General features: G+C 43.3%; 19 protein-coding genes, 1 pseudogene and 1 CRISPR repeat array. Of the genes and pseudogenes, 11 read left to right on the forward strand and 9 right to left on the reverse strand.

Annotated elements, in window-relative coordinates; genetic code table 11:
* The first annotated feature begins 81 nt into the window (after positions 1–81).
* The gene (locus AC5590_RS29545) at positions 82–1,062 is read left to right on the forward strand and encodes a 2-dehydropantoate 2-reductase (RefSeq protein ID WP_169266865.1); all 981 of its coding nucleotides are present in this window, start codon (positions 82–84) and stop codon (positions 1,060–1,062) included.
* Positions 1,063–1,268: 206 nt separating this feature from the next.
* Positions 1,269–2,474 (forward strand): MFS transporter, encoded by a 1,206-nt coding sequence (locus AC5590_RS29550; RefSeq protein WP_169266866.1) that lies wholly within the window; start codon positions 1,269–1,271, stop codon positions 2,472–2,474.
* A 44-nt stretch (positions 2,475–2,518) separates the two neighbouring features.
* Here the strand turns inward: AC5590_RS29550 and AC5590_RS29555 are convergent, their stop codons facing one another.
* The 3 genes from AC5590_RS29555 to AC5590_RS29565 all read right to left on the reverse strand — a co-directional run bounded on the left by AC5590_RS29555 (position 2,519) and on the right by AC5590_RS29565 (position 5,433).
* Entirely contained in the window at positions 2,519–3,484 is a 966-nt protein-coding gene (locus AC5590_RS29555; RefSeq protein WP_169266867.1) for an acetamidase/formamidase family protein, read from the reverse strand.
* A 142-nt stretch (positions 3,485–3,626) separates the two neighbouring features.
* Positions 3,627–4,304: an AIM24 family protein gene (locus AC5590_RS29560; RefSeq protein WP_169266868.1), complete on the reverse strand. Its 678-nt coding sequence runs from the start codon at positions 4,302–4,304 to the stop codon at positions 3,627–3,629.
* Positions 4,305–4,611: 307 nt separating this feature from the next.
* Entirely contained in the window at positions 4,612–5,433 is an 822-nt protein-coding gene (locus tag AC5590_RS29565; protein WP_169266869.1) for a pentapeptide repeat-containing protein, read from the reverse strand.
* 191 nt (positions 5,434–5,624) lie between these two features.
* On the opposite strand from AC5590_RS29565, the gene AC5590_RS29570 reads away from it, so the two are divergent.
* The 3 genes from AC5590_RS29570 to AC5590_RS29580 all read left to right on the forward strand — a co-directional run bounded on the left by AC5590_RS29570 (position 5,625) and on the right by AC5590_RS29580 (position 7,914).
* Complete coding sequence (locus AC5590_RS29570) at positions 5,625–6,215, forward strand: phycobiliprotein lyase (protein ID WP_169266870.1); 591 nt, start codon at positions 5,625–5,627, stop codon at positions 6,213–6,215.
* A gap of 114 nt (positions 6,216–6,329) precedes the next feature.
* Positions 6,330–7,061 (forward strand): 15,16-dihydrobiliverdin:ferredoxin oxidoreductase, encoded by a 732-nt coding sequence (locus tag AC5590_RS29575; protein ID WP_169266871.1) that lies wholly within the window; start codon positions 6,330–6,332, stop codon positions 7,059–7,061.
* Between the two features lie 100 nt (positions 7,062–7,161).
* Entirely contained in the window at positions 7,162–7,914 is a 753-nt protein-coding gene (locus AC5590_RS29580; RefSeq protein WP_169266872.1) for a phycoerythrobilin:ferredoxin oxidoreductase, read from the forward strand.
* 63 nt (positions 7,915–7,977) lie between these two features.
* Here AC5590_RS29580 and AC5590_RS29585 read toward each other — a convergent pair whose 3' ends face one another.
* Positions 7,978–8,133 (reverse strand): ribbon-helix-helix protein, CopG family, encoded by a 156-nt coding sequence (locus AC5590_RS29585; protein ID WP_071654251.1) that lies wholly within the window; start codon positions 8,131–8,133, stop codon positions 7,978–7,980.
* Positions 8,134–8,539: 406 nt separating this feature from the next.
* Here AC5590_RS29585 and cpcB point away from each other — a divergent pair, with 406 nt between their 5' ends.
* The 4 genes from cpcB to AC5590_RS29605 all read left to right on the forward strand — a co-directional run bounded on the left by cpcB (position 8,540) and on the right by AC5590_RS29605 (position 11,631).
* The gene (gene cpcB, locus AC5590_RS29590) at positions 8,540–9,058 is read left to right on the forward strand and encodes a C-phycocyanin subunit beta (RefSeq protein ID WP_169266873.1); all 519 of its coding nucleotides are present in this window, start codon (positions 8,540–8,542) and stop codon (positions 9,056–9,058) included.
* Positions 9,059–9,185: 127 nt separating this feature from the next.
* Positions 9,186–9,674, forward strand: a complete 489-nt coding sequence (cpcA, locus tag AC5590_RS29595) for a C-phycocyanin subunit alpha (protein WP_169266874.1) — start codon at positions 9,186–9,188, stop codon at positions 9,672–9,674.
* Positions 9,675–9,888: 214 nt separating this feature from the next.
* The gene (locus tag AC5590_RS29600) at positions 9,889–10,704 is read left to right on the forward strand and encodes a phycobilisome rod-core linker polypeptide (RefSeq protein ID WP_169266875.1); all 816 of its coding nucleotides are present in this window, start codon (positions 9,889–9,891) and stop codon (positions 10,702–10,704) included.
* A 75-nt stretch (positions 10,705–10,779) separates the two neighbouring features.
* On the forward strand, positions 10,780–11,631 hold the full coding sequence (locus AC5590_RS29605; RefSeq protein WP_169266876.1) for a phycobilisome linker polypeptide: 852 nt from the start codon (positions 10,780–10,782) through the stop codon (positions 11,629–11,631).
* A 339-nt stretch (positions 11,632–11,970) separates the two neighbouring features.
* Positions 11,971–12,880: direct repeats of the CRISPR family, unit length 37 nt; unit sequence GTCGAAATTTATCTTTCTCCCTATTAGGGATTGAAAC.
* Positions 12,881–12,953: 73 nt separating this feature from the next.
* On the opposite strand, the pseudogene AC5590_RS29610 reads toward AC5590_RS29605, so the two are convergent.
* Positions 12,954–13,361 (reverse strand): annotated as a pseudogene (locus AC5590_RS29610) (hypothetical protein).
* A 522-nt stretch (positions 13,362–13,883) separates the two neighbouring features.
* Here AC5590_RS29610 and cpcE point away from each other — a divergent pair.
* Positions 13,884–14,711, forward strand: coding sequence for a C-phycocyanin alpha-cysteine-84 phycocyanobilin lyase subunit CpcE (gene cpcE, locus AC5590_RS29615; RefSeq protein WP_169266877.1), 828 nt, complete (start codon positions 13,884–13,886; stop codon positions 14,709–14,711).
* Positions 14,712–14,739: 28 nt separating this feature from the next.
* On the opposite strand, the gene AC5590_RS29620 is transcribed toward cpcE, so the two are convergent.
* A complete protein-coding gene (locus AC5590_RS29620) occupies positions 14,740–14,970 on the reverse strand; it encodes a type II toxin-antitoxin system PemK/MazF family toxin (RefSeq protein ID WP_169266883.1) in 231 nt (76 codons plus the stop codon).
* 171 nt (positions 14,971–15,141) lie between these two features.
* Positions 15,142–15,339, reverse strand: coding sequence for a hypothetical protein (locus AC5590_RS29625; protein WP_169266878.1), 198 nt, complete (start codon positions 15,337–15,339; stop codon positions 15,142–15,144).
* A gap of 157 nt (positions 15,340–15,496) precedes the next feature.
* Between AC5590_RS29625 and cpcF the strand changes: the two genes are divergently transcribed.
* On the forward strand, positions 15,497–16,309 hold the full coding sequence (gene cpcF / locus AC5590_RS29630; protein WP_169266879.1) for a C-phycocyanin alpha-cysteine-84 phycocyanobilin lyase subunit CpcF: 813 nt from the start codon (positions 15,497–15,499) through the stop codon (positions 16,307–16,309).
* A gap of 2 nt (positions 16,310–16,311) precedes the next feature.
* Here cpcF and AC5590_RS29635 read toward each other — a convergent pair whose 3' ends face one another.
* Positions 16,312–17,250, reverse strand: coding sequence for an RluA family pseudouridine synthase (locus tag AC5590_RS29635; RefSeq protein WP_169266880.1), 939 nt, complete (start codon positions 17,248–17,250; stop codon positions 16,312–16,314).
* A 2-nt stretch (positions 17,251–17,252) separates the two neighbouring features.
* Positions 17,253–17,921, reverse strand: a complete 669-nt coding sequence (locus AC5590_RS29640) for a Uma2 family endonuclease (RefSeq protein WP_169266881.1) — start codon at positions 17,919–17,921, stop codon at positions 17,253–17,255.
* Between the last annotated feature and the right edge of the window lie 233 nt (positions 17,922–18,154).

Raw genomic sequence — 18,154 nt, forward strand, 5'->3', positions numbered from 1 at the left:
ACTGGCGAACCCGAAGGGCGGTTCGTTCAAAAAATAATTTTTACAACTCATTTAGGATTGCTATAGGGGAGTGATAAAAAAATGAAAATCTGTATTGTTGGCGCGGGTGCTATTGGTGGTTATTTGGGAGCAAAGTTGGCGCTTTCTGGCAATGAGGTGACGCTGATTGTTCGTGGTGCTCATTTAGAAGCAATTCAAAAAAATGGGCTGAAACTGATGATGCCAGATGGCTCAACTCACGTAGCTACACCAAGTTTGGCAACTAGTGATATGAGTCAAGCCGAACCTCAGGATGTGGTGATTTTGGCTGTTAAAACTACGAGTGTGGCGGCGATCGCCCCCAATCTCCCCTCTCTCTATAAACCTGAAACAATGGTAGTGACAGCTCAAAATGGCATTCCCTGGTGGTACTTTCGCAAGCACGGCGGCGAGTATGAAGGAACTGCTATTCAATCTGTAGATCCAGATGGTACCATTGAAGCTCATATTAATGTTGAGCGCGTGATTGGTTGTGTTGTTTACCCAGCGACTGAGATAGTTGAACCGGGTGTGATTAAACATATTGAGGGCGATCGCTTCAGTCTGGGTGAAATCGATGCTTCTAAAACCGAACGGATTCAGTTGTTAGCGCAAGCTTTGAAGTCAGCAGGTTTGAAAGCACCCATACGCACTCAAATCCGCACTGATCTGTGGGTGAAGTTGTGGGGGAACGTAGCGTTTAATCCCATTAGCGCCTTGACTGGTGCAACACTCGATCATATTTGCCAATACCCTTTGACTCGCGAACTAGCAAAACAGATGATGAGCGAAGCACAGGCGATCGCCCAAAAGCTGGGGATTGATTTTGGCATCACCTTGGATCAGCGAATTGACGGTGCCCAAAAAGTTGGTGCTCACAAAACTTCGATGCTGCAGGATGTTGAAGCGTTTCGTCCAACAGAAGTGGATGCGATCGTTGGTGCTGTCGCAGAACTGGGAAGACTGACGCGAACTCCCACTCCCCATATTGATGCTATCTATGCCAGTGTTAAGTTGCTGGAGAAAACCCACATGGGGAACTAGAAAAATATTGGGGGTGGATGGCGCACAAGACGACATTTTCAGAAATTGTTTGACAAGTCTGGCTTTAAGTTAGAAAAAGTGGTTGACATCCAAACCAACCTTTCGGCAATTGAGTTTAGTTTTGCGTCTAAATCTAACGCACAGAATACATGTAATTAGTGTGCAACAATACTAGGAAGATTAGAACAAAGGAAGATTAGACAGCAATGCGCCGACTTATTTGCATGATGGTTCTGTATTATTTAATTCAATCTTATGGATGTTATCCAGGACTTTTCAATCTTCCATTGAGGATCTATCTAAAAGATAACCTTGGACTTTCACCAGCACAGTTGGCAAGCTTCACCAGTTTTATTTTTCTTCCCTGGTTAGTAAGACCATTTTTCGGAATCATTCAGGATGCAATTCCGCTCTTTGGCTATCAGTTCAAAAGCTATTTTTTTATCTGCTATGGGCTAGCGCTGATTCTTTTATTAGGATTATGCGGTTTTCAAGTTAATACGATTAACATGCTGGCAGGCGGTCTTATTTTAGTCAATATATGCATAGCTTTTAGTGATGTGCTGACAGACAAAATCATGGTCGTTCAAGGCACGATGTTAGGCAAAACAGCTCTCTTACAAGCAGTTCAATGGACTTCTCTGAGTTTTGGTGTGGCGCTTCTGTATTATATCAGCGGCTGGCTCGCTACAAATTCTAATCTATCCATCGCTTTTGGAGCAACTGCAATTGTGCCGTTGATTGGTTTAATTGGAACCTTCATATTACTTGGAGATGAAAAAAAGCAGCACACAACTGTTTCAATGAAAAGTAGTTTGAAATCCCTTTTGTTAACACTAAAATCGCAACGCTTTCTAGCTATTCTTGGCTTTATTGCTTGTCTTGAATTCACTCTTATTCCGCCTCTGGTAGATTACGTGGTATATTACTATAAAGATACTTTGAAATTTGACGCTCAATTTATAGGTCTTTTAGGTACATTTGAAGCTATTGCCAATGGTTTAGGTGCAATCGTTTTTGGGATTTTTGCCGCCAGAATGTCACGAAAGTTGCTGCTTAATCTTGCAATTGGGTTAACTGCTGTCTCTACCCTCGGTTTGTTGTTTATACAGAATGAGCAAAGTGCTATTCTGGCGAGTATATTTTTTGGATTTTTTTACATGATATCCATGCTGGGTGTATTAGAACTAGCAGCAAGAGCTTGTCCTGTTGGTGTGGAAGCAACAACCTACGCACTGCTAATGTCCGTGTATAACCTGGCTAAACAGCCGGGTCCTATCTTGGGTGGTTACTTATATAATCGGGGAATTCCAGTTTCCATCCTTGTCATTATCAGTGCAGTATTTACAATGCTTTGTTGGTTTCTCATTCCTCTACTCAAGTTAAAGCAAAGCAGTGATACGCCCTCTTAACTGTAAGCATAAAAAATTAATATCTTTGAAAAAAAATAAGATTTCTATAATTCAATTGCTTTAGGCAAAATGGACTTTGATAAAATTCCATGAACACCTTTTTGCGGACTGTTGACAACTTGAGTAATGCGAAAATTCACGGCTAAACTACACAAAACATAAGCATCTTCCGGTGACAAATTGATGAAGCGTTTTAAAAAGTCAATCATGTTTTTTAAAGCCAGTTCCAAAGCTTCATCTAATGTTTGACCAAATCCCATAGTTATGATATCTGTAGGTGTTTCGGCAATCGGCGTTGTCAACTGCAAATCTTTACGAACTTTTAACTGAATTGTGCCGTTCATTGAAGTCTCAATTGCGGTGACATTAACTTCCCCATCTCCTTGAACTGAGTGTCCATCACCGATAGAAAATAAAGCACCAGGAACAAAAATTGGTAGAAAAATCTTAGTCCCAGCTTGGAGTTCCTGATTATCAATATTACCACCATAATCACCAGGAGGAATTGAGTTTCGGGATGCTTCTGTAGTTGCGACACCCAGGATACCAAAAAAGGGTTTGAGAGGAATTTTGATACCACTATCAATTGGAAATTCTGTAATCTGATTTTCTAAATCGAGAGGAACAAATCTTAAAGCTGGTTGATGAAACTGATGTGGTAATGCTCCCCAACCTGTACGAATCGCATTAAAGCCAACAGGTAAACTGGGTGTGATTGCTTCTAGTTTGACTTCCAAAACATCTCCAGGTTCAGCACCCTGCACATATATTGGTCCTGTCAACAAATGTGGTCCGGCTGCAACTTTGCGTTCTGGAGGAAGATTTTGGCAAATATCCAAAAATGCAGGTGTCAGAAATTCTGGTGGTGCTTTGTCGTAAACGTAGTAACCAGTGTATGTTTCTACGTCAACTGTGTCGCCAGAGTCAACAGTGAGTGCTGGTTCTAGAAGATGAGAGAACCCACCCAGATGCACAGTTTCCCTGGTGGCTTTGAGAATGTGGTGAGGCATTGTTTATTATGATATTTTGTTATTTTTGTGTTTTTCTCTCGTTCCTTGTCTCTGGCAAGGAACGAGAAAAATATTCTAAATTATAAATTGCATAGAGGGAATAACTCAATTTATAATTCCTTTCTTTTCTACGCTTTCATAATTATTCTGAACTAGAAGTATTTGTCGGACGTGCTGAGATAATTTGACGCAGCAACATCTCTCCCCAATAAGGAACAGGAGCAAGAAGCACAGTACCAGTTCCCTCAAAAGTATTGACTAAAAACTCACCCGAAGTCATCGAACCCAAAATAGACTTAGTGGCTTTTTCAACTCGATATTTTAGGGTGTTCGTGCGAGCGATTGCAAAATTACCATCGACAACCAAGCGGTCATTTTGCAAATGTATCTCTTCAACAGGTCCTTGGGCTACCATGACCACTTTTCCTCTACCTTTGACTTTAGTTTGAAACAAACCTTCGCCACCGATTAAACCAGAAAATAATTTATTTCTCTCAACACTGACTTCTACAGATCCATCACTTGCCCAGTATGCTCCTTTGTCTAAAATCCATTCAATACCATTTAACTCTATGATGTGAAATCCAGATAAAGAAGGCTCCAAATATAATTCACCCGTTCCTGTATAAGTGGGTCGAAAAATATTCTCACCTGTTGCTAGAGATTTAAAAAAGCTACCTGCTGAAGGTGCTTTAGATTCCATATTAATATTGCCACGCATATAGTACAAAGCACCAGACTCCGTTTTCACGGTTTCGTGTTGTAAAATAACCTTGACTAAGCGCAATCCTTCTTTTGTTATAACCTCAAAAGTTGCCATTGCTTTCCTCTGTTATTACAGAAATACAAATTCATTGTTTGCAAGACTAAGTTTGCTTGTTCCATGTCATTCGCGCTCTCCTCACCTTCTAACAATTATATAGAAGCAGTAACCCACAGTTATGCATTCCTTGCCAGAGACAAGGAACGAGAGAAATAGTTTTATTGTAAGCAAAGAAAAGAAAATTATCCCGCAAAAATGTAACGCCTATAGGACTCACGCACGAGTTATGAAAGAACAAGACTGTGAGATTGGGCACTCCTCGTCGCAACGCGTGCAAGTACGTTATTTTTGGGTAAGTCCTGGCTTATTTGTTGGCGCTATCACCAACTTCTAAACTTTGACGCGTTGTTTTGCGAGTAAAGGAATTCCAAGCATCCAATTCTAAAGCAGGACGGCTGAGTAAAAGAGCTCTTATCGCCTCACTCAATCCCTGAACAAGAGTAAAATCTGCCCCAGCAATACTCTGAAGGTACTCGATTTCAACACCACTGAAGTTGGTAGCTCGCAAATCTGCCCCTTGTAAATCTACATTATTCAGTCGCGCATTCCGTAAGTCAGCTCCTGTCAAATACGCTAACCGTAAATCCGCACCACTCAGGCGTGCATTCTGTAAATTTGCTCCAGTGAGATCTGCACCACATAGGTATGCTCCCAACAGATTTGCATTCCTCAAATCAGCATCTCTCAAATTGGCAGTGTTGAGGTGAGCACCGCTGAGATTGGCACCTGGACCAATTGCTCCACAGCTTTTGTAAGCAAATCCTTCCGGCCAAATTGTGTCTTGGTCATATCGAGCTGCTTGTAGTTTAGCTCCTTCCAAATTCGCACCGCTAAAATTTGCTTTCTGAACAGATGTGCGGTGCAAAAATGCTCCTTGCAAATTAGCATTGCTCAAATCAGCGCCCTGCAAGTCAGCCTTACGCAGATCAGCACCACTCAGATCTGCCCCACTCAGATTGGCTCCACTCAGATTGGCTCCAACCAGATTTGTCTGGCGCAGGTTTGCTCGTTGCAAATCGAGTCCCCTGAGGTCGGACTGATACAAATCTTCATGATTGACAGCCTCTCCTGCTTTGAGGGCTGCTATGTTACTAGATAAGGAAATATTGGAGTTTTTTGCAGTCATTTTCTTTAAGGAGCGCTGAGAACAGTGAACAGTGAACAGGGAACAGTGAACAGTGAACAGTGAACGGGGAACAATTGATCACTGGTACTGCGGGTACTTGATAACTGATAACTGATAAAAGTGTACAATGTGGAACATAAGATTAATTCTTGTTACATTCCTTTATACTTTTCCTGCTGTTGAGGTTAGAAATGCGGCTGATTCCACCCATGACTATGATGGACTTTTTTCGTAAGAGTCAAGGCACGTGGTTTACCCAACGCACTGTCCACCATTTTGACCTGGCGGCGGATCAGTCTGGGGAGTCAAATTTGATTATTCAAGTCGTTGAACCAGAAGATCCAAGAGTGAAAACGATTTGTGAAAATCAAGGAATTGATCCTGCCAGGGCAATGGGAGGAGGCAGTTTTATGTGGCAGGAAAACCAGGACAATCGCGAACCCAATCCAGATCAAGCGGCGGTGCTCGTTGATGTGCCAGATGATGAAAGTTTGTTGTCTGGAAAACTGATCCGCGATCGCGGCTACGTGGAAAAAATGCCAGTTACTAGTCGCTACTGGTTTGGTAAAGATGGCATTTTGACAATGGACACGGAATATGATATCAACCAGGGACAAGAACGGTGCTGGTTTATTACTGATGACTTTCGTGTGCGTGTTAGTACTGTGCGTGCTATAAATGGTGTATATATGATGACATATTGTTCAGAACGCCGTTGCGTATCAGAGGCAACCTTAAATCAATTGATTGAACAGAATTTGGCAAGAGCATCAGCAAGTTAAGTTTGGCAACTGGAGTATGTCACAAATTATTGCATCCTTGTAAAGAAATGGGACAGAGGTTCTCACAATCCTTTATTGTTGTCGAGAAAGTCTTATAAATACGGATTAATATCAATGTACAAGCCCTTTGTAAAACATTTAGAAAATGAACTGTTTAACAGATTCAATTTACAAAATCGGGCAATTCCAGCAGGGTTAGAGTTGAAGGTCAGCGATCGCGGCAGAAACCCAGCAACCATTCAAAGCTGGTGCTATCAATGCCCACAATTGCGAAAAATTCGCTATACCTACATTGATGCGGGCGAAAGTGCTCAAATTTTCAATAGCGTTATTTATCCTAACCATCATTACGACTTACCCTTGTTGGGAGTAGATTTTCTGTCGTTCGGCAAAATAAAAAACTTGGTTGTGCTTGATTTTCAGCCTCTGTTCCAAGATGATGCGTATCAGCGCAAGTACATTGAGCCATTGAAATTCCTACACGCTAAATATCCAGATTTGGCACAAAACTTGGAGATGAAGTTTTATGACGCCAATCAATATTTCTCTAAATACCTACTGTTTGCCAAAACAGATGCCGAAACCGTCGCGACACGCTTACTTGCAGCGTTCAACGACTACTTGAATTTGTACTGGCAAATGCTAGATGAGGCGGAACCTCTACAAGATCCAGAAGACATTGCGCGAATCGTCAAGGCGCAAAAAGATTACGACCAATACAGTGCTGAACGCGATCCGGCGTCAGGTCTATTCAGCAGTTACTTTGGTCATGAGTGGGCAGAACGCTTCCTCTACGGGTTTTTGTTTGAAGATGCAGTACCATTAGCCGCTACCGCTAAAAAGTAGTTTTTTGCTCCTTGTGTTCTGTCATTAGTCATCTGTTAAAAAAAATTACTGATGACTGATGACTGATGACTAATGACTAATGACTAATGACTAATAACCAATGACTCTTTATCAACCGTTTCTCGATGATGCGATCGCCTATTTGCAATCGCGATTAGAACTGATGCCCTATCCCATTCCTTCAGGGTTTGAATACAAAAGTGCTATCACAGGCAAGGGCAAAAATCAAGAGGAAGTTGTGACGACCAGTTATGGCTTTTGTGCACCAAAACTTCGACAGATTCGGGCAGCGCACGTACAGGGTGGCAAATCACTCCAAGTTCTCAATTTCGTTATTTTTCCTGATCTGAACTACGATCTGCCATTTTTTGGAGCGGATTTGGTAACCTTGCCAGGAGGACACCTGATTGCCCTGGATATGCAACCCTTGTTTCGGGATGATCCGGACTATCAGGCAAAGTATAGCGCACCGATTCTGCCCATCTTTGAGAGCTATCGGCAACATCTACCGTGGGGTGGAGACTTTCCCGAAGAAGCCCGCCCTTTCTTTTCGCCCGCATTCCTTTGGACTCGCCCCAAAGAGACTACTGATGTTGAAACCCATGTGTTCGCCGCGTTTAAAGACTACCTCAAGGCATACTTGGATTTTGTAGAACAGGCAGAACCTGTGATGGATACTCAAGCCCTAGCTACCATCAAGCAGGCACAATTGCGCTATTTGCGGTATCGCGCCGAGAAAGACCCAGCACGAGGAATGTTCAAGCGTTTCTATGGCGAAGAGTGGACAGAGGAATACATTCATGGCTTCCTTTTTGACCTAGAAAGAAAGCTGACCGAATCAGTTGTCAGTTAACAGTAAGCAGTTATCAGTTATCAGGGGGGTCAAGAAATCGCTTCCTCTGTTCAGTGTTAAGCGTTAACTTTCCTTATCATTTGGCTTAAGCTTTGCTTTGCGGATTAATTGGGCGATCGTACGAGACAGGGAGAGTCCAGACTCTTCGGCGAGCTTTTCCAACTTCTCCCGTTCAATGTCGTTTAATGTAACGTTTAATCTACTTTTCTTGGTAGCCACGGCGCAAAAGTGGTGTAACTATGGTACGTATTGTCAAGGTTAAAAGCTAGACTGTATCTAGATTGTTACCGATTGTAAAAAAAAACTAAGTTCTAACAACTTTTCACACACAAGGATCCCCTTTCCATTGTATAAAGATTTAGGAAGGCAAAAATGAGAAGCATCTTATGGCTCAGTTACCTCTAAAATCATAAAAAGAGGAGTTTGTCTCAGATTCGTTAAATAAGTTAACACTGTTCTCAATATACTGAAACAGTAAAATCTGAGAATTCCTGAGAACTCTGATGCCCAATATCACTGTATAGCCTTTCTCAGCTGCCCACACAGGCAAAATTCACGATTGCTGAATCATTCAGTTGTGAAACGACATCGTAACTCAAACGAAGGAATTTAGGAGACGAAATTTATGCAAGACGCATTTGCAAAAGTTGTTTCTCAAGCCGATGCACGAGGTGAATACCTGAGCACTAGTCAATTGGATGCTCTGGCAGCAATGGTTGCAGATGGCAACAAGCGGATGGATACCGTTAACCGGATTACCAGCAATGCCTCCGCGATCGTTGCTGATGCCGCTCGTAGTCTGTTTGCAGAACAACCCCAGCTAATCGCTCCTGGTGGCAATGCTTATACCAGCCGTCGGATGGCAGCTTGCTTGCGCGATATGGAAATTATCTTGCGCTACATCACCTACGCTATTTTTTCTGGAGATGGTAGCGTACTTGATGATCGCTGTCTGAACGGTCTGAAGGAAACCTACTTGGCATTAGGAACCCCTGGTGCTTCAGTAGCAGTGGGCGTTCAAAAAATGAAAGACGCAGCCTTAAAAATTGCGAATGATACCAACGGTATCACCAAAGGAGATTGCAGCGCGTTGATGTCCGAAGTCTCTGGCTACTTTGATCGTGCAGCTTCTGCTGTTGCTTAAATCTTTAGTGACCAGTCATTTGATAAATGGTCATTAACTTTAGACAAATGACTAGTGGACAAATGACTTAAGACAAACTCGCTTTCAAGCAAAACTTTGTAAAACAATACAACAGATCGAAAAAGCAATGAAAACTCCACTCACTGAAGCTGTTAGCGCTGCTGATTCCCAAGGACGTTTCCTGAGCAGCACAGAAGTCCAGGTTGCGTTTGGTCGCTTCCGTCAAGCTAGCGCTAGCTTGGAAGCTGCTAAAGCTTTGACCTCTAAGGCTCAAAGTTTGGCTGATGGTGCTGCAAACGCGGTATACCAGAAGTTCCCTTACACCACCCAAATGCAGGGACCTCAGTATGCTGCAGATTCTCGTGGCAAGGCAAAGTGCGTGCGTGACATCGGTTACTACCTGCGGATGGTCACCTACTGCTTGGTTGTTGGTGGTACAGGTCCATTGGATGATTACTTGATCGCTGGAATAGCTGAAATTAACAAGACCTTCGACCTGTCTCCTAGCTGGTACGTTGAAGCACTCAAGCACATTAAAGCTAACCACGGTCTGAGCGGAGATCCAGCAGTAGAAGCTAACTCTTACCTCGACTACGCTATTAACTGTCTAAGCTAGTAAACAGATAGGCCCGGTAGGGTAAACAGTTTTGTTAGCAATCATGATGATTGATGATTGAGTTGTTCACTTTACCGGGCTGCTTTTTTGCTATGAGGCATATTAAAACAGTGAACAGTGAACAGTAAACAGTGAACAAGGGGTGGACGAATCCGTTTCCTACCTGATAACTGATAACTGATAACTGATAACTGGTTGAAATAGGGAGGCAAATATGGCAGTTTTCGCTGGTTCGGAACGACTAGGGATTACACCGAGCGAAGCTTCAGCATGGATAGAACTGTGCCCAGATGACAGTGCAGAACAGATCGAAGTGGTAATCCGCGCTGTCTATCGACACGTATTGGGCAATTGCTATGTCATGGAAAGTGAGCGACTCGTTGTCCCTGAATCTCAACTCAAGCGCGGTGAGATATCGGTTCGCGAGTTTGTACGGCAGATTGCTAAGTCGGATTTGTACCGCTCGCGGTTCTTTGAGAATTGCTACCGTTACCGCACAACTGAGTTGAACTTCAAGCATTTACTTGGTCGTGCTCCAAATGACTACAGTGAAATGGTAGTTCACAGTCAGATATTAGATGAGCAGGGCTTTGAAGCAGATATTGATTATTACATTGACAGCGACGAATATCAAGAAAATTTTGGCGAAAATATAGTACCCTACCTTCGCGGCTTTACGACTCAAGTTGGTCAGAAAAATGTTGGCTTCAGCCGGATGTTCCAACTGTTTAGGGGCTATTCCAGTAGCGATCGCGCCCAAAAACAAAATCAAGGACGGCTAACTCGGGAAGTAGCCCAGAATACAGCTTCACCCATCTACGCAGCCTCCAGTGGCTCGTTGACAGGTGTCTCTACAGGTAGCCGTGGCGGAAGTACCTACCGACTGCGGATTATGCAACCGCCCTCTTCCAAATCGCCTGTGCTGCGGCGTGCTACGAGTGAAGTTGTTGTGCCTTTTGAGCAGCTTTCCAGCAAGTTGCAACAACTGAACAGCAAGGGCTTCAAAGTCATGAGCATCACGCTTTCTTAATTAGTCATAGGTCATAGGTCATTGGTATTAGACTAATGACAAATGATGAACTTGGTTAATAAGGAGATTTTTTAAATGGCTATTACAACAGAAGCATCCCGCCTTGGAACCTCTGCTTTTAATAATTTTTCCCCTGTAGAACTACGTAGTCCGACAGATGTGCCAAATGTTATTGGCGCTGTCTATCGTCAGCTATTGGGCAACGATTATTTAATGGCTTCGCAACGCCTGACTAGTATTGAATCACTCCTGGCAAATGGCAGGATTACAGTGCAAGAATTTGTCCGGCAGGTGGCAAAATCAGAACTATATAAATCCAAGTTTTTCTACAACAGTTTTCAAACCCGTACCATTGAACTGAATTATAAGCACTTGTTGGGTCGGGCACCTTATGACGAAGCTGAAATCATCCATCACTTGGATTTGTATCAAAACAAAGGCTACGACGCCGACATAGATGCTTACATTGATTCACCCGAGTATCAAGCAAACTTTGGCGAATACATAGTACCCTACTATCGCGGCTTCGCGACTCAAACCGGACAGAAAACTGTTGGGTTTAGCCGGATGTTCCAACTATATCGCGGCTATGCCAACAGCGATCGCGCTCAGTTTGGTGGCAATTCTCCACACCTGGTCACAGAGTTGGGACGCAATACCGCCTCGGCAGTTGTCGCACCAGGTAGCCCTGGCTATGGCTATCGTCCCTCAGCCAAGGGAGTGACTCCCAATACTGCTTTCGGTGGCTCAACCATTTATGGAGATCGTCGCTTGTACCGTGTGGAAGTGTCTGCTCTTTTAACTCCCAAATATCCGCGTGTACGCCGTAGCAACAAAGCTGTTGTCATTCCTTATGAACAGCTATCAGATTACATGCAACGGGTGCAACGCGAAGGAGGCAAGATTGCCAGCATCACACCTTTGTAGTCCCCTTTGATGAGTCGTCCTTTAGTGGAAAAACTACAACCGGTAATCAGTTATGGAACCTTCCAACTGCTGATTGCCGATTTTCTGTAATAACAGGATTTTCTTTGCCCAATGCGCGGATGGGTAGGTGTTGGAAAAAGGGTTAGAAAAAAAATGCCTGGATTGCTTACAGGATAAGGATTTTGGAGAAAGTTTGTAATCAACCATCCGCGCTCCTTGCCCAGACTGTATTTCAGCTATTTACCTGTCAACCAATTTACTTTTTATGATGCTATCATTAGATCATCGGCGGTTTAGAACCTTGAAAACTTTATATGGTGCAGTTTTCTAACTGCCGCAGTCGAAATTTATCTTTCTCCCTATTAGGGATTGAAACAATATTTCTGCAAGGAGTAACACCTTCTAATGTTTGTCGAAATTTATCTTTCTCCCTATTAGGGATTGAAACCTTGGGCATCATCGAAGTGGCTAGGTATACCTAACACGGTCGAAATTTATCTTTCTCCCTATTAGGGATTGAAACACAGCTAGATGAACTCATTGAAGCCAGCTAAGTCGAAATTTATCTTTCTCCCTATTAGGGATTGAAACTTAGCAGCTGTAGCTTTAGCTGCTGCGGTCATCAGTCGTCGAAATTTATCTTTCTCCCTATTAGGGATTGAAACATATGATCTGGAGGGCGAGTTACCCGGCAGTGTTGCCCGGTCGAAATTTATCTTTCTCCCTATTAGGGATTGAAACTGGCGTAGCGCCTTTTATCCAGGTGCCTCGCTCTGCTGTCGAAATTTATCTTTCTCCCTATTAGGGATTGAAACAGTACTTTTGGCAGCTTATATATTATGAGCAATGTAAGGTCGAAATTTATCTTTCTCCCTATTAGGGATTGAAACTTTGTTTGTGGGTTGTTGGGTGGTGATTGAGTAATGGGTGTCGAAATTTATCTTTCTCCCTATTAGGGATTGAAACGTTGCTATTGCTTGCACTGCAACAGAAGATGATACCGTCGAAATTTATCTTTCTCCCTATTAGGGATTGAAACTCAAGATAAAAACTTACAATTTCTTGAGCTATATGTCGAAATTTATCTTTCTCCCTATTAGGGATTGAAACGAGTTGTTTTCAGCCGGAGGGGGAATCGCCTGGTCGAAATTTATCTTTCTCCCTATTAGGGATTGAAACAGCAAATCGATGCTTCCCGCTGGAGTGTAAACCGTCGAAATTTATCTTTCTCCCTATTAGGGATTGAAACTTAAATTTTGCAAACTTTCATAATTTATTTCTTTCCAGCAAAGAAGTACCTATAAAGTAGTGGACTACTATTCTTATAAAGCGTGTTGAATGTCCAGAAAAGGATAATCAATATCTAATTGCCAATTTTCATCTATAAATTCTAGATTTTCATCATAAACAAGTTCCAACTCGCCAATACGCAGTCTGTTATGATGACTTAAATTACCTTCAACATCATTTCTATAATCTGTGAGGATAAACTTCAATTGGAGAAAGCGTTTCTTCTGTGTTACGCCAATGGAACTACGAGTTAATTCAGCTTCGAGGGTGCGTGGTAGGGGAATTTATTCATAATATTTATCTTGCTCATCCCAATAACCGGATACTTTATAATCACATAAACAGAGATGTTCTTTAACAAGTGTATTGGCATCTATGTTTTGTAGGATTTCAGTAAAATCATGCCAAACTTGGTGATTTTTTAATTCAAGGTTACTCATATCTGATTTTGGATTAATGTTCTGTTGCTAAACCAGGAAAGTGCAAGACTCCATCTCTAAATTTGGCATAAAACCGACGGTCGCCACTTTTCCCAATACTTTTGATTTAAAATCGTAACCTTCTTCTTGAGAGGGAACAAGACCAATACTACCGCGTGGGGCACTTGCCCTTTTTCAATAGCTTTTAGCTGTTTACTTTTTTGGTCAGATTTTATTCCCAGTTTAATTTGTTCTTGACTAAAAGAAACTAGTAAATCATTAGTTGTATGATATACAGCATCAGGCTGAATATCTGCCCAATTATTGGGTAAAGGTTCTATTTAACTGATTCAATAGTGAGAGATAAACTCACTCCTAATTTACTACGGTTGATAGCGCAAGCTAAAGCAAAAGGCATTATCCTGACGAGCGACGCTCGCCTCCTCCCACTTTCTCGCCATATGCATTATTATTTAATAGTATTTTGAGTATTTTTACAGATTTACAAGATTTGTATTATAGAATGTGGCGAATGGTCATATTATGAGTTTAGACGTGTTTGCACCGGATGAATCGAGTAGCAGTGAATCTTTAACAATCGGGCAGGCGATCGCCAACCTCCAAGGAGAAGACTTGGGGTTGCGCATGTATGCGGCTTGGTGGCTGGGCAGATTTCGTGTACGGGAACCCGTAGCAGTTTCACTCCTCATCCAAGCACTAGAAGACGAAGCTGATCGCACAGAAGAAGGTGGATACCCGTTACGGCGGAACGCTGCTAGGGCATTGGGAAAGTTGGGCGATCGCCAAGCAGTGCTACCCCTGATTCAGTCTTTGGATTGCTCAGATTTTTACGTCCGGGAAGCTGCAGCTCAATCCCTAGAGATGCTGGGCGATCCAGTTTGTATCCCCAATTTGATTTCCCTACTCAAAGCAGGCTTGCAAGGAAATCACCTCGTTCCAAACCAGCCAGACTTCTCTCAACCTTATGATGCCATCTTAGAAGCCTTAGGAACCCTAGGAGCAACCGTCGCTGTTCCGCTGATTTCGCTGTTCTTGGATCATCCAATCGAGCGGATTCAGTATGCTGCAGCACGAAGCATGTACCAGTTAACTCAAGATGTGATCTATGGAGAACGCCTGGTGCAAGCCTTGGCAGGTAAGGATTTGCAACTGCGTCGCTCTGCACTTGCAGACTTGGGTGCCATTGGCTACTTGCCAGCAGCAGAGGCGATCGCTCAAACTTTGGCTGAAAATAGTATAAAACTGATTGCACTCAAAGGACTACTGGAACACCAGATTTATATGTCACCTTCCAATGAATTATCTGAGGGTGCTGTTCGGGTGATGACGTTAATGGATGGGTTACTGTAGTATAATGCCGCAGCAACCGACACACAGATTAATCCTCGTCCTCAGTTTGCTTTGGCGTCAAGCTTCCTAACTTTCGCAGTAGCTTTGCATGAGGAATTGTAATAATGTTCTGCACATCAAACACTCCTGCTCGAAGGAAGTTGACTTTGACCTCTACTTCAAATCTCGAACCACGTGGGCTAGTTGTGTGAGGAACTAAGGTTACCAAGGCACGATCTTGTTCCAAAGCTGGAATACTAATGACCAAACATGGTCTAATATCATGTCCGGCTAATTAGTTGTGATTACAAAATCTGTGCAAAAACCGGGAAATCCTCTTTCTCCCTGCTAAGAGCCCCCTGCTAAGAGCCGTCTTAATGATAAGTCTTTCACCGGACATGATATAACTTTTGCTGCATAGCCTAGATCGACGAGCCAGACCTCTCCACGATCAGGAATCTTTATGGGCAGCTTCTTGCTTATCTAACTCTAGAAAAATTGCTTCAGCATTTAAGACTAAATCTTCATCCGATAAAGGCGGAAAATCTACATGAATGACCCGCTTCAAAATTTCCAATGCAATCTCTAGCTCTTCTGAGTCCGGCAAACGATCAAAGCTACTTAGGAATTCTTTTACTACAGGAGTCATAATTCTTTTGCTCGGACACACTTCACAGTAGCACAAGCCTCATTTATTAGTTCATTCATTATTGACGAGCTACTAGTCTAAAATTGAAACAATACAAACAACTCAGACTATATAAAAAATTCAACGTCTAGCCATCCCTATATTAAAAATTAAGTTTATGACTGCTAATCTTGCCCAAACCCTAATCCGCGCCGTTGAAGAAGCAGACTCCTCTGCCCGTCTACTGGAAGCTGTCGAGCAATTGTCAGCCGCCCGTCTGGAAGCGGCGATTCCAACCCTGATTGCAGCGCTAGGCTACAACAACCCAGGGGCGGCGGTTGCAGCAGTTGAGGGACTGATTGAGATCGGCAAGCCAGCAGTAACGCCCCTAATGGAACTGCTGGATGGCTACAACTATGGTGCTAGGGCTTGGGCAATTCGTGCCCTTGCCGGAATTGGCGATCCACGAGGATTGGAGATGTTGCTTGATGCGGCAAAAAATGACTTTTCTTTCAGTGTCCGGCGGGGCGCTGCTAGGGGACTAGGTACGATCGCCTGGGAAGATTTACCACCAGAGCAACTTCAAAGCGCACAAACTCAGGTGCTAGAGACTCTACTACAAGTGTCCCAAGACCACGAATGGGTGGTGCGTTATGCAGCGGTGACTGCGTTGCAGAAATTGGCGATCGCCGTTGCCATTTCTCATACCGACTGGGCGATGCAAATCATAACACATTTTGACCGCCAGGTGGAATCTGAAGACAATCTCACAGTCATTGCTCGGATTTGGCTGGCACAGAGAGAAATTCAGGAGTATGCGGTTGAAGTACTGGATAAGGCAACTGCTGCAACTGTCAGCAGCTTGGATATCGACTGGCAAGCAACTCTCGAAAAACTGTATGCGCGTAAGCGTCAGGAACAACCCTTGCCAGAAGGCGATCCGCGCAAGTTTCGTGAGGTTGCAGCCGCGATTGCGAGGGCGAATGCTTAGTCTTAAGGATGAGAGACTCGTCGCCTGAGAACTTCCAACAGAGTTGTAAACTCCTCTGGAACAGATGCAGTGACTTCAATCCATTCTCCAGAGACAGGATGTTCTAACGTGAGTCGCCAAGCGTGAAGTGCTTGACCTGGTAAATTCACACCAACGGAACGACCGGAACTATAAATAGGATCGCCAACAATAGGATGACCGATGTGGGTGCTGTGGACACGAATTTGATGGGTGCGTCCGGTTTCCAGTTGAAAGTGCATCAATGTATAGTTACCAAAACGCTCTTTCACTTTCCAGTGAGTAACTGCAGTTCTTCCACCTTGTTCTACTGGAACAACCGACATTTTTTTGCGGTCAACTGGATGACGACCGATGGGCAAATTTATCGTACCGCTTTCTGTTTTGGGTACGCCGTAGATAATGCCGAGGTATTCTCGCCGTGCAGTTTTTGCTTTGAGTTGAGCTTGTAGGTGTTGATGAGCGTGTTCTGTTTTGGCTATTGCGATCGCCCCCGTTGTATCCTTATCCAATCGATGGACAATTCCCGGACGTTGGACTCCCCCAATTCCTGGTAAATTAGGGCAGTGAGCTAAGATCGCGTTGACTAAAGTACCGTCTTGATGACCTGGTGCGGGATGGACGACTAACCCAGCGCTTTTGTTGATGATAAGTAGGGAGTCGTCTTCGTAAAGAATGTCCAGAGGAATATCTTCTGGTTGGAGTTCTAAGGGTTGGGCGTCTGGTATTTTTACGGAAATGCGATCGCCTACTTTGACAGCGATTTTCTTTGATGTGCAAATATTATCATTTAGTTGGACGTGACTTTGTTCTATGAGCTGCTGAATGCGCGATCGCGATAAGTTTGGTAATTCTTGGGAGAGGTAGCGATCTAGGCGAACGCTATCACTATCTTGTTTGACTTCTAGATAAAATTCGTTCACACTTAATTTGGATTAATTCCTCGTTCTTGAAGTAAAGCACGGAGTGCTTGTAATTCTGCTTCAGCTTTTTCGGCTCTAGCTTCAGCTTGTTTTTGTTTATGCGCTAGTTCCACATAGCTTAGAAACTGCTGTTCATCAGGACGATAAATCTGAAGTTCGCCCTCTAACATTTCAAAGCGTATGCTTAGACGAGGACTCACCCAACCTATCATTTGCTCAATTTCTGCTAATTCATCACCAGAGCGTAGCCAACCAGTCAACTCACCTGTGTCTGGGTTATACAAGTAGTATTCTTCCACACCATAGCGCTCATAAAACTTGTATTTAGTGATCATCTCTTTGGCGCTATTCCTGGGGGAAAGAATTTCAAAGACGACTTGTGGGGGAATATTGTCTTCTCGCCACTGTAAATAAGAACCTCGATCTCCTTTTGGTCTGCCAAAGACAACCATAACATCAGGCGCTCTACGAGTGAGGTTATTGCCCTCAATAGGATACCACAGTAAGTCCCCAGCAACGAACACATTCCGGTGATTGTCAAACAGCAAATCCAAGTTTTTTTTAATGAGTACAATCAACTCAAATTGCTTTGTGTTATCAGCCATTGGCTGTCCGTCGCTTTCCGGGTAAATAACATCCTTTTGGTTGTAAGATGATATCTGAGTGACCATTGCAGTAAATTCTCTTCTTGCAGATAGCATAGTTCATTTTAACGAACGCAAGTGCGTGTGAAGTCTTCGCATACTAACAAGAGCAAGAAAGCATGGTATTTGTAGTCCTGCTCAATTTATATTTTTAACAGTTATCAGTTATCAAGTACCCGCAGTACCTGTTCACTGTTCACTGTTCACCCTATGGCTAACGCCACGCCTTACGGTGAGTCCAGCGCTGCGGGAGGGTCTCC

The organism is Brasilonema octagenarum UFV-OR1 (genome assembly GCF_963888615.1).
GTDB classification, from domain to species: domain Bacteria; phylum Cyanobacteriota; class Cyanobacteriia; order Cyanobacteriales; family Nostocaceae; genus Brasilonema; species Brasilonema sennae.

Coding starts and splice junctions, on each gene's coding strand:
- AC5590_RS29545 (WP_169266865.1), top strand. CDS start 82: ATGAAAATCTGTATTGTTGGCGCGGGTGCTATTGGTGGTTATTTGGGA.
- AC5590_RS29550 (WP_169266866.1), top strand. CDS start 1,269: ATGCGCCGACTTATTTGCATGATGGTTCTGTATTATTTAATTCAATCT.
- AC5590_RS29555 (WP_169266867.1), bottom strand. CDS start 3,484: ATGCCTCACCACATTCTCAAAGCCACCAGGGAAACTGTGCATCTGGGT.
- AC5590_RS29560 (WP_169266868.1), bottom strand. CDS start 4,304: ATGGCAACTTTTGAGGTTATAACAAAAGAAGGATTGCGCTTAGTCAAG.
- AC5590_RS29565 (WP_169266869.1), bottom strand. CDS start 5,433: ATGACTGCAAAAAACTCCAATATTTCCTTATCTAGTAACATAGCAGCC.
- AC5590_RS29570 (WP_169266870.1), top strand. CDS start 5,625: ATGCGGCTGATTCCACCCATGACTATGATGGACTTTTTTCGTAAGAGT.
- AC5590_RS29575 (WP_169266871.1), top strand. CDS start 6,330: ATGTACAAGCCCTTTGTAAAACATTTAGAAAATGAACTGTTTAACAGA.
- AC5590_RS29580 (WP_169266872.1), top strand. CDS start 7,162: ATGACTCTTTATCAACCGTTTCTCGATGATGCGATCGCCTATTTGCAA.
- cpcB (WP_169266873.1), top strand. CDS start 8,540: ATGCAAGACGCATTTGCAAAAGTTGTTTCTCAAGCCGATGCACGAGGT.
- cpcA (WP_169266874.1), top strand. CDS start 9,186: ATGAAAACTCCACTCACTGAAGCTGTTAGCGCTGCTGATTCCCAAGGA.
- AC5590_RS29600 (WP_169266875.1), top strand. CDS start 9,889: ATGGCAGTTTTCGCTGGTTCGGAACGACTAGGGATTACACCGAGCGAA.
- AC5590_RS29605 (WP_169266876.1), top strand. CDS start 10,780: ATGGCTATTACAACAGAAGCATCCCGCCTTGGAACCTCTGCTTTTAAT.
- cpcE (WP_169266877.1), top strand. CDS start 13,884: ATGAGTTTAGACGTGTTTGCACCGGATGAATCGAGTAGCAGTGAATCT.
- AC5590_RS29625 (WP_169266878.1), bottom strand. CDS start 15,339: ATGACTCCTGTAGTAAAAGAATTCCTAAGTAGCTTTGATCGTTTGCCG.
- cpcF (WP_169266879.1), top strand. CDS start 15,497: ATGACTGCTAATCTTGCCCAAACCCTAATCCGCGCCGTTGAAGAAGCA.
- AC5590_RS29640 (WP_169266881.1), bottom strand. CDS start 17,921: ATGGTCACTCAGATATCATCTTACAACCAAAAGGATGTTATTTACCCG.